Below are 9,665 nucleotides of genomic sequence, written 5' to 3'. Positions count from 1 at the left end.
TACGCGTTACTCACCCGTCCGCCGCTCGTCAGCAGGAGCAAGCTCCCCTGTTACCGCTCGACTTGCATGTGTTAAGCCTGCCGCCAGCGTTCAATCTGAGCCATGATCAAACTCTTCAGTTTAAAAGCTTGCTCACTCAAATTCTTACACTAACAATAACTTAATCGATTCATCATCTAAGATCACAAATCAACATAAAGCGAATTGACGTGTTTGACTCTCGTAAGACTTCAATTTTTTTGATCGCTCAGTGCCCTACTCAGTAAACTAAGCAAAACCCTGTCGATCTTCTGAAGGTCTCAGCGAGCGCCCACACAAATTATCTGATTATCTATTTTAAAGAGCGTCTGACGTGTTGTCGTTCGGCTTGCTTAGCTTGTTGTTTCAGCTAAGTGGCAAAGCGTTGTTTGCGTTGCCGTCCGTGTCAGTGGGTGCGTATAATACATCCTAGAATTTTGAGCGCAAGCGCTTTTTTCAATAAAGTTAAATTAAATCTAAGAAACACACTTTCTGCACATTAATCATTCATTAACTCAGCTTTTCGAGCAAAAAACGCTCAACTTCTCCGGTTAACAACACTCTATCGTTCTTGTACTCATCAGCGATTAATAAAAAAGGCCTCTAATCATGTCATTAGAGGCCTTACTTAACACTCAGTTTTTAGGTGAGAAAATTAACCCAACCACTTTCTGGCGTTTTGGAACAAACGCAACCAAGGGGCTTGCTCTTGCCAATCATTTGGGTGCCAGCTGTGTTGGACCGTACGGTAAACACGTTCTGGGTGAGGCATCATAATAGTGACACGACCATCCTCAGAAGTTAGCCCAGTCACACCTTGTGCTGACCCGTTCGGGTTGAATGGATAACGCTCCGTTGCCTGACCGTAGTTGTCCACATAACGAAGGGCAATTTGCGCAGAAGACGCTAAGGCAGCAATATCTTGTTCATCACGATATTCCGTTTGGCCTTCACCATGGGCCACAACGATCGGCATACGAGAACCTTCCATACCATCGAACAAAATAGAGTTGGATTTCTGAACTTCTACTTGTACTAGGCGCGCCTCGAACTGTGCCGATTGATTACGGACAAATTTCGGCCAATGGTCTGTTCCAGGAATCAGTTCATGCAGATTCGACAACATCTGACAACCATTACACACACCCAGAGAGAAGGTATCTGGACGGTTAAAGAAGGTTTCGAATTGCTCGCGAGCAACCTGATTGAACAAAATGGACTTCGCCCAACCTTCACCGGCTCCCAATACATCACCGTAAGAGAAACCACCACAGGCCACCAGACCACTAAATTGATCCAGCGTAGTACGGCCAGACAAGATATCACTCATGTGAACATCTACAGGAGTGAAGCCCGCTTTATGGAAAGCCGCCGCCATTTCTACTTGACCGTTGACGCCTTGCTCACGCAATACGGCGATCTTTGGTTTCTTACCGGATGCAATAAAGGGTGCCGCCACATCAGCATTGATGTCAAAAGAGAGATGCGCCGATAAGCCCGGATCGCTCTCATCCAATAAACTATCAAACTCTTGTTGCGCACAGTCTGGATTATCACGTAGTGCTTGAATACGGTAGCTGGTTTCTGACCAAACACGCTGCCAATTGACGCGTGTTTCTTCTAATACCGTTTCGCCGCCGAAACGCACTCGGATGGAATCGTCTCCCGATAAGGTTGCGATAGGCGTCACTGTGACACCCGCATTGGCATAAGCAGAGATCACCTCGGTCACATCAGACTCATTCACCTGAATAACCGCACCTAACTCCTCATTAAACAAAGCAGGAGCGACTTGCATACGATTGATAATAGTTTCATCCAGATCGATGTCCAAGCCCAGATGACTGGCAAATGACATTTCGACCAAGGTTGCAAACACACCACCATCAGAACGGTCGTGATAAGCCAACAATTTGCCTTCGGCGTTCAAAGCTTGTGTGGTATCGAAGAAGCCTGCTAAGGCCGCAGCATCATCAACGTCTGGCGCCTGCTGACCAAGTTTGTTATATACCTGAGCGATAACTGAACCACCAAGGCGATTTTTGCCAGCCCCTAAGTCCACCAGCAACAAACGGGTATCCGCTTTGTTTTGCAATTCAGGGGTTAATGTTTTGCGAACATCGGTCACTGGCGCAAAGGCAGAGATAACCAAGGAAAGTGGAGAGGTTACCGCTTTGTCTTTGCCATCTTCTTTCCATACCGTTTTCATGGACATGGAGTCTTTACCCACTGGAATGGCAATATCCAATGCAGGACATAACTCCATACCGACGGCTTTTACAGTTTGGTAAAGTTTTTCATCTTCGCCTTCATGACCTGCCGCTGCCATCCAGTTGGCAGACAACTTAATATGGCTACGCTTGGTAATGTGTGCTGCCGCCAAGTTGGTCAGCGCTTCACCAACCGCCATGCGACCAGAGGCTGGTGCATCCAACAAAGCAACGGGAGTACGTTCGCCCATGGTCATGGCTTCGCCAGTGTAGCTTTCAAGTGACGAAGTGGTGACCGCCACATCCGCTACAGGCACTTGCCATGGCCCCACCATTTGATCACGCGCCACCATACCTGTGATCGAACGATCACCAATGGTGATCAAGAAGTTCTTACTCGCCACGGTTGGCAAGCTCAAAACGCGGTTTGCTGCATCCGCTAGATCTACATCAATAGCAGTGAACTCATCACCCACAATCACCGCTTTCGTCGCTTCGCGATGCATTTTAGGCGGTTTGCCAAATAGCACCGACATTGGCAAATCAACAGGCTTGTTATCGAAATGCTCATCCGCAACTTGCAGGTGCATTTCTTCTTTCGCGTCACCGACAATGGCAAAAGGACAGCGCTCACGCTCACAAATCGCCGTAAATTCTTCGATACGATCTGGAGAAACTGCCATAACATAACGCTCTTGCGATTCGTTACACCAGATTTCCAGTGGTGACATGCCTGGCTCGTCATTTAGCACTTTTCGTAGATCGAAATTACCGCCCCGCTCACCGTCTTTGACTAATTCTGGTAAGGCGTTTGACAAACCACCCGCTCCCACATCGTGGATAAAGCTGATTGGGTTCTTGTCACCCAACTGCCAGCAACGATCGATAACTTCCTGACAACGGCGTTCCATTTCTGGATTACCACGTTGTACAGAGGCAAAGTCCAGGTCTTCGTTTCCATCAGCTGATGCCATGGAAGACGCCGCGCCACCGCCAAGGCCGATCAACATTGCAGGACCACCCAGCACGATTAACTTAGCGCCGACTTTGATCTCTTGTTTTTCAACGTGCTCACGACGAATATTACCGATACCACCCGCCAACATGATTGGCTTATGATAACCACGCACTTCTTTTTGCGAAGCACCTTGGATTTCTTGTTCGTAAGTACGGAAATAACCCAATAGATTAGGACGACCAAACTCGTTGTTAAACGCCGCACCACCAATCGGCCCTTCGATCATAATGTCTAATGGCGTCACAATACGGGAAGGCTTGCCATATTGGCTTTCCCAAGGTTGTTCGTAACCTGGAATTTTCAGGTCAGATACCGTGTAGCCGCTCAAACCTGCCTTTGGTTTTGCGCCAACACCAGTTGCCCCTTCGTCACGAATCTCACCACCTGACCCCGTTGCCGCACCAGAGAATGGGGCAATCGCCGTTGGGTGATTGTGGGTTTCCACCTTCATCAATATATCGATGTTTTCATGGCTGAAGTCGTATTCACGAGTCTCTGAAGATGGGAAGAAACGACCACCAAAGTGACCTTCCATCACAGCCGCGTTGTCTTTGTATGCTGACAAGGTGCCATCTGGATTATGTTCGTGGGTGTTTTTAATCATTTTGAACAAAGAGCGTTCTTGCTCTTCGCCATCAATGGTCCAAGACGCATTAAAAATCTTGTGACGACAATGCTCAGAGTTTGCTTGGGCAAACATCATTAGCTCAACGTCAATTGGGTTACGACCCAATTCAATGAAAGACGCCACAAGGTAATCAATTTCGTCTTCAGCCAGTGCCAGACCGAGCGTTTGGTTTGCCTCAACCAACGCTTCACGGCCACCGCCTAACACATCCACACTTGTCATCTGTGCAGGTTCGGCATGAGAAAACAAGTCGGCCGCATCACTCAATGCAGGCAACACACTTTCAGTCATGCGGTCATGCAACATAGCTGACAATAGATCCAACTCTTCTGCCGTTAATGGCACGGAACTATGGAGAAAATATTCCACACCGCGCTCAACACGAGAGACCACGGCAAGGCCACAGTTATGAAGGATATCGGTTGCTTTGGATGACCAAGGTGAAATGGTACCTAAACGTGGAACCACTAAAACACTTTGCTCAGATGAACTGACTTGGGAGGATTTAGGACCGTAGGCTAGAGCACGTTGCAAAACAGCTTGCTGCTCAACGGAAAGCGTTTGGTCATCAGCCAGCTCCACGAAATGGAGAAATTGCGCATCGACATCAATAACAGATGGCACAGATGCTTGCATATTGGCTAATAACTTTGCTTTGCGAAACGCCGATAGCGCCGCGGAACCATGCAGGGTTAGCATGTTGTATGTTGCCTCACTTGGTAGTTTTGGGGAAATGGTGTGAGTATTTTAAAGCAATGAGGCAAATAGAGGCTAGCATAGTATGACATTTCTACAGGAAATGAGGCAGAAAACTCTATAAATTACGTTTGGCCTGCCGTTTCAATTTCTTTTTTTGCTCTCGACGGTACTGAAAAAACTGGGTTAATTGCACCGATGCCGCCTCCGCCAATATTCCCGAGCAAACGTCTACTCGATGATTCAAAAAAGGCGCATCAAAAAACTGCCCTTGGCTTTCCACTACGCCACTTTTGGGCTCAATGGCAGCGTACACCACTCGCGACACACGTGAATGAATAATGGCACCAGCGCACATCGAGCAAGGTTCCAAGGTGACATACAAAGTCGCACCGGGAAGGCGATAATTATTCATCCGCCGACAAGCATCTCGGATCGCTTGAATTTCCGCATGTGCGGTAGGATCGCATTGAGAGATGGGGGCGTTATAACCTTCACCAATAATTTCCCCATCCAACACAACGATGGCCCCAACTGGAATTTCACTTTCAAGCGCCGCTTTTTCGGCCAATAACAGTGCCTGTTGCATCCATATCTCATCATTCATTATATAATCGCCTTAAGATTGATCTTATTCATGGCAAACGAATTGCCTTTCGACGAGGCTTACACCAAACTAATTGATACTTTAAACAGAAAAATAGGGAGATCGACAACATGATGAAAGTCGCGGACTTGATGACAACTCAACTTGTCACACTAAAAGAGGACGACTCTTTGGCCACCGCCAAATCATTAATGCACAATAAAAACATTCGCAATCTACCCATTACGAATGATCTAGGAGAATGCATCGGCCTATTAACGCAACGAGAGTACCTGCGCCATGCGTTTTATCTGGTCAGCCAATTCGGAACTCAACAGCTCAACCACAAAGAAGAACAAACCCCCGTAGCAAAAGCCATGAATACCGATATTTTAACCATCACTCCAAACACGGATCTCGATGTCGCCGCCGAATTTTTTATCGAAAACAAATATGGCTGCCTCCCCGTCATTGAAAACAACAAACTGGTTGGCCTTTTAACGCCAGTTGACTTTGTTAAATTGGCCCACAGCCTACTTACCAAACAAGATAACTAGCAGAAAGCTGTGCACAACATCATAGACAAAAGCCAGCGGAGTAACATATTGAGTCTACTTTTATGCCGCATTGGGTTGTGCAAAGCATTCTAGTTATTGACTTGAGCCACTTCACTTTGGGGGTTCTTGGACGTTGACGGCGCACTCTCTATTTGTACATTCATCGCTTGAATTCCAAATTCCGTTGTCTCCAAAGTGAAGCTGACCTCTTGACCTTTGCGTAAAGTCTTATGACCTTCTGTCTGAATAGACTTATAGTGAACAAACACATCACTCTCACCTACTCGTTTGATAAAACCAATGCCCTTGGAGTCATTAAACCACTTAACTTTCCCAATTACTCTTTCCACACCGAATTACCTCTACTACTTATTTTTATTTTTTTGAGACGACTCTTATTCTATTTAAGCCCTACACTATTGCAATTCAATAAGCATAGAAAAAGGCACCCAAAGGTGCCTTGCTATTCTTCATTTTACCAATTATAAAGACTCAATACTGGCTTTTTGCTCTTCCAATTTACTGACCATCAGCTTCAAATCATCACACTTAGCGCGTTCTTTCGCCACCACCGCTTCTGGGGCTTTAGCCACAAAGCTCTCGTTAGATAGCTTGCCTTCTATGCGTTCAAGATCCTTAGCCGCTTTATCAATCTCTTTTTGCAAACGCGCAATTTCGGCATCCTTATCGATCAACCCCGCCATTGGCACTAACACTTCCATGTCCCCTACCAAAGCCGTTGCGGACATAGGCGCTTCATCGCCAGCGTTTAGCCAAGTGATGGTTTCCAGTTTTGCCAATTTTTGCAAGAAGGCCAAGTTCGCTTCAAGGCGGGCCTTGTCTTGCTCAGAACCATTGCGGAATAAAACATCTAGCGGTTTAGATGGGGCGATATTCATTTCACCACGAATATTACGCACACCTTCAATCACCCCTTTCAGCCATTCCACATCAGCTTCGGATTGAGCGTCTTTCTTAGCTTCTTCAGCTTCTGGGTAGGACGCCAACATAATGGTCTCACCTTCCACACCCGCTAGCGGCGCAACACGTTGCCAGATTTCTTCCGTTAGGAATGGCATCATAGGGTGTGCCAAACGCAGGAAGGCTTCCAACACACGCACCAAGGTACGACGAGTTCCTGTTAGCTGAGCTGGCGTTGCATTTTCATCCCAAAGTACCGGCTTAGACAGTTCCAAGTACCAGTCACAGTACTCATGCCACATGAATTCGTATAGAGCTTGTGCTGCCAAGTCATAACGGTGTGTATCAAAGGCACGATTTACCGCTTCTTCAGCGTGCTGTAGACGAGAGATAATCCACTTATCAGCAAGAGACAATTCCGCTTCTGCACCATTTTGACCACAGTCTTGATCTTCTGTATTCATCAGAACGTAACGGGTTGCGTTCCAAATTTTGTTACAGAAGTTTCGGTAACCTTCTAAGCGGTTGAGGTCGAATTTAATATCACGACCACCGGATGCCAGTGAGCAAAGGGTAAAGCGCAAAGCGTCGGTACCATAGGCTTGAATGCCTTCTGGGTAGGTTTCGCGGGTGTTCTTTTCAACTTTCTCAGCAAGACGCGGCTGCATCATGCCGTAAGTGCGTTTTTTCACCAAAGACTCGATATCAATACCGCCAATCAGATCCAATGGATCAATGACGTTACCTTTCGATTTGGACATCTTGTCACCGCGTTCATCACGGATCAGCCCAGTAATATACACGGTTTTGAAGGGCACCTTGTTGGTGAACTTCAAGGTCATCATGATCATTCTGGCCACCCAGAAGAAAATGATATCAAAACCAGTTACCAAGACATCGGATTCACTGAAGTCTTTAAAATCTTGCGTTTCTTCCGGCCAACCTTGTGTCGCAAAGGTCCAAAGTGCGGAAGAAAACCAAGTATCTAGCACGTCTTCGTCTCGAGTCAGCTCAAGATCCGCCGCTAAACCATATTTAGCACGTACATCATCTTCGCTCATACCGACATAATGTTTGCCTTCAGCATCGTACCAAGCCGGAATTTGATGCCCCCACCAAAGCTGACGAGAGATACACCAGTCTTGAAGATCTCGCATCCAAGAAAAATAGGTGTTTTCCCACTGTTTGGGGACAAATTGAATGTCGCCGTTTTCAACCGCTTCAATGGCGGGTTTAGCAAGAGTCTCAACCGCCACATACCATTGTTGCGTCAAGTAAGGTTCGATCACTGTGTTACCACGCTCACCGCGTGGCACTTTCAACTTGTGATCGACTACCTTTTCAAGCAAGCCTAACCCATCAAAATCTTCTACCACCACTTTACGCGCATCAAAACGATCCATCCCCCGGTATTTTTCTGGGGCATTCTCATTGATCTTCGCATCATCAGTAAAAATGTTGATCAATGGCATATCATGACGTTTGCCCACTTCATAGTCATTAAAGTCATGGGCAGGTGTGATTTTTACACAGCCAGTACCGAATTCTTTATCAACGTATTCATCCGCCACAATTGGAATACGACGCCCAACCAAGGGTAACTCAACAAATTTGCCCACCAAATCAGTAAAACGCTCATCATCGGGCGCCACCGCGACGGCCGCATCGCCAAACATGGTTTCTGGTCGAGTTGTTGCCACCACAATATGATCTTTACCATCAGCGGTTTTCTCTCCATCGGCAAGCGGATAGCGGAAGTACCACATAAAGCCGTTTTCTTCTTCAGAGATGACTTCCAAATCGGAAATGGCCGTGTGTAAAACCGGGTCCCAGTTAACCAAGCGCTGACCACGGTAAATAATGCCTTCATCAAACAAGCGTACAAACACTTCTTGAACCGCCGCCGACATACCAGAATCCATGGTGAAACGCTCTTTGTCCCACGCTACCGAATCCCCTAGAACACGCATCTGGTCAGAAATGGTGCCGCCTGACTGACCTTTCCACTCCCACACTTTTTCTAAGAATTTTTCACGACCCAGATCGTGGCGAGTGATATTTTGTGCCGCGAGTTGTCGTTCGACCACCATCTGCGTAGCAATCCCCGCATGGTCACTACCTGGTTGCCACAAGGTACGTTTACCTTTCATACGCTCACGGCGAATCATGGCATCCATCAAAGAATGCTGAAACGCATGACCCATGTGCAGGCTACCAGTGACATTAGGTGGCGGAATCATGATAGAAAAAGGCGCGCCGGAACCTTGAGGCGAGAAATATCCCTCGTCTTCCCAACGTTGATAAATAGGCTGTTCGATACTTTGAGGTTGGTAGGTTTTTTCCATTATGATGTCTTAAAGCTCTTCTGTAGCGGTAAATGTAATTGGCGGATTATAACGTGTCATGGTCAGATAAAGAATAACCTGACTCATTTGAATAACAAGCTGTTTGAGGTTAGCAACCTCGTATCAGAAATAAGAGTATCAGGCAAAGCCTTTATTTGCTGTTGGACACACGCTCATTCACTATGTGCAACACTTCTTCTACTAACTCAGGCAAGCGTCTTTGCAGCACCTCAGCCAACGCAATAGAGATTGCTTCTTGCAATTCAGATTGCTCGCCCGCCGCTTGTTGTGAGTTCTGGCTTACTGACTCATTTTGTTGTGCCAGTTGTTGTGCTGACAAGGGAGCAGCAACCACCTCTGGAGTGGTTAATACAGGAATACCTGAATGATCCTCTTGGACACTATTTTGGCTGCTCTCATTTTCATCCTCATAACTAGCATCTTGCTCCTCTCTAAGGTCATCAGCCACAAGCTCTGCCAACCCCATCGGCTTTGAGGGCGTGTCAGCTAACGGTACAAACTCCTCGTCAGTGACATCAACATCCTCTTTGTCCATCACGACATCCATCAGAATCGGAATATCATCCTGATTGCGTAACGCATTGATCAAGGTATTTTCATCCGGTTCTAATGTGCTTTCTTCATAATGAGCGGCTAATTCAGACATAAAACATCAACCAAAACTA

General features: G+C 46.7%; 6 protein-coding genes and 1 rRNA gene. 1 reads left to right on the top strand and 6 read right to left on the bottom strand.

The genetic code is table 11. The annotated features are described in order from the left end of the window. The 3 genes from MSP8886_RS20325 to tadA all read right to left on the bottom strand — a co-directional run. Positions 1-122 (bottom strand): 16S ribosomal RNA (locus tag MSP8886_RS20325); the annotation flags it as partial. A 551-nt stretch (positions 123-673) separates the two neighbouring features. Continuing rightward, positions 674-4,573: a phosphoribosylformylglycinamidine synthase gene (gene purL, locus MSP8886_RS20320; protein ID WP_067020393.1), complete on the bottom strand. Its 3,900-nt coding sequence runs from the start codon at positions 4,571-4,573 to the stop codon at positions 674-676. 115 nt (positions 4,574-4,688) lie between these two features. Further along, a complete protein-coding gene (tadA, locus tag MSP8886_RS20315) occupies positions 4,689-5,177 on the bottom strand; it encodes a tRNA adenosine(34) deaminase TadA (RefSeq protein WP_067020390.1) in 489 nt (162 codons plus the stop codon). A 110-nt stretch (positions 5,178-5,287) separates the two neighbouring features. Here tadA and MSP8886_RS20310 point away from each other — a divergent pair, with 110 nt between their 5' ends. Next, positions 5,288-5,713 carry a CBS domain-containing protein gene (locus MSP8886_RS20310; protein WP_067020387.1) on the top strand — a complete coding sequence of 142 codons (426 nt, stop codon included), beginning with the start codon at positions 5,288-5,290 and terminating at the stop codon, positions 5,711-5,713. A gap of 89 nt (positions 5,714-5,802) precedes the next feature. Here the strand turns inward: MSP8886_RS20310 and MSP8886_RS20305 are convergent, their stop codons facing one another. The 3 genes from MSP8886_RS20305 to MSP8886_RS20295 all read right to left on the bottom strand — a co-directional run bounded on the left by MSP8886_RS20305 (position 5,803) and on the right by MSP8886_RS20295 (position 9,646). Continuing rightward, positions 5,803-6,063 (bottom strand): cold-shock protein, encoded by a 261-nt coding sequence (locus MSP8886_RS20305; RefSeq protein WP_067020384.1) that lies wholly within the window; start codon positions 6,061-6,063, stop codon positions 5,803-5,805. A gap of 132 nt (positions 6,064-6,195) precedes the next feature. After that, positions 6,196-8,979: a valine--tRNA ligase gene (locus tag MSP8886_RS20300; protein WP_067020381.1), complete on the bottom strand. Its 2,784-nt coding sequence runs from the start codon at positions 8,977-8,979 to the stop codon at positions 6,196-6,198. Positions 8,980-9,130: 151 nt separating this feature from the next. After that, entirely contained in the window at positions 9,131-9,646 is a 516-nt protein-coding gene (locus MSP8886_RS20295) for a hypothetical protein (protein ID WP_067020378.1), read from the bottom strand. Positions 9,647-9,665: the final 19 nt, after the last annotated feature.

The organism is Marinomonas spartinae (assembly GCF_900089775.1).
GTDB classification, from domain to species: Bacteria; Pseudomonadota; Gammaproteobacteria; order Pseudomonadales; family Marinomonadaceae; genus Marinomonas; species Marinomonas spartinae.
Note: the sequence above shows the minus strand (reverse complement) of the source record. Positions and strands in the feature narration are given on the sequence as shown.

What these genes read in the sequence shown, in the direction of transcription:
- purL (WP_067020393.1), bottom strand. Translation starts at nt 4,573, where the DNA reads ATGCTAACCCTGCATGGTTCCGCGGCGCTATCGGCGTTTCGCAAAGCA.
- tadA (WP_067020390.1), bottom strand. Translation starts at nt 5,177, where the DNA reads ATGAATGATGAGATATGGATGCAACAGGCACTGTTATTGGCCGAAAAA.
- MSP8886_RS20310 (WP_067020387.1), top strand. Translation starts at nt 5,288, where the DNA reads ATGATGAAAGTCGCGGACTTGATGACAACTCAACTTGTCACACTAAAA.
- MSP8886_RS20300 (WP_067020381.1), bottom strand. Translation starts at nt 8,979, where the DNA reads ATGGAAAAAACCTACCAACCTCAAAGTATCGAACAGCCTATTTATCAA.
- MSP8886_RS20295 (WP_067020378.1), bottom strand. Translation starts at nt 9,646, where the DNA reads ATGTCTGAATTAGCCGCTCATTATGAAGAAAGCACATTAGAACCGGAT.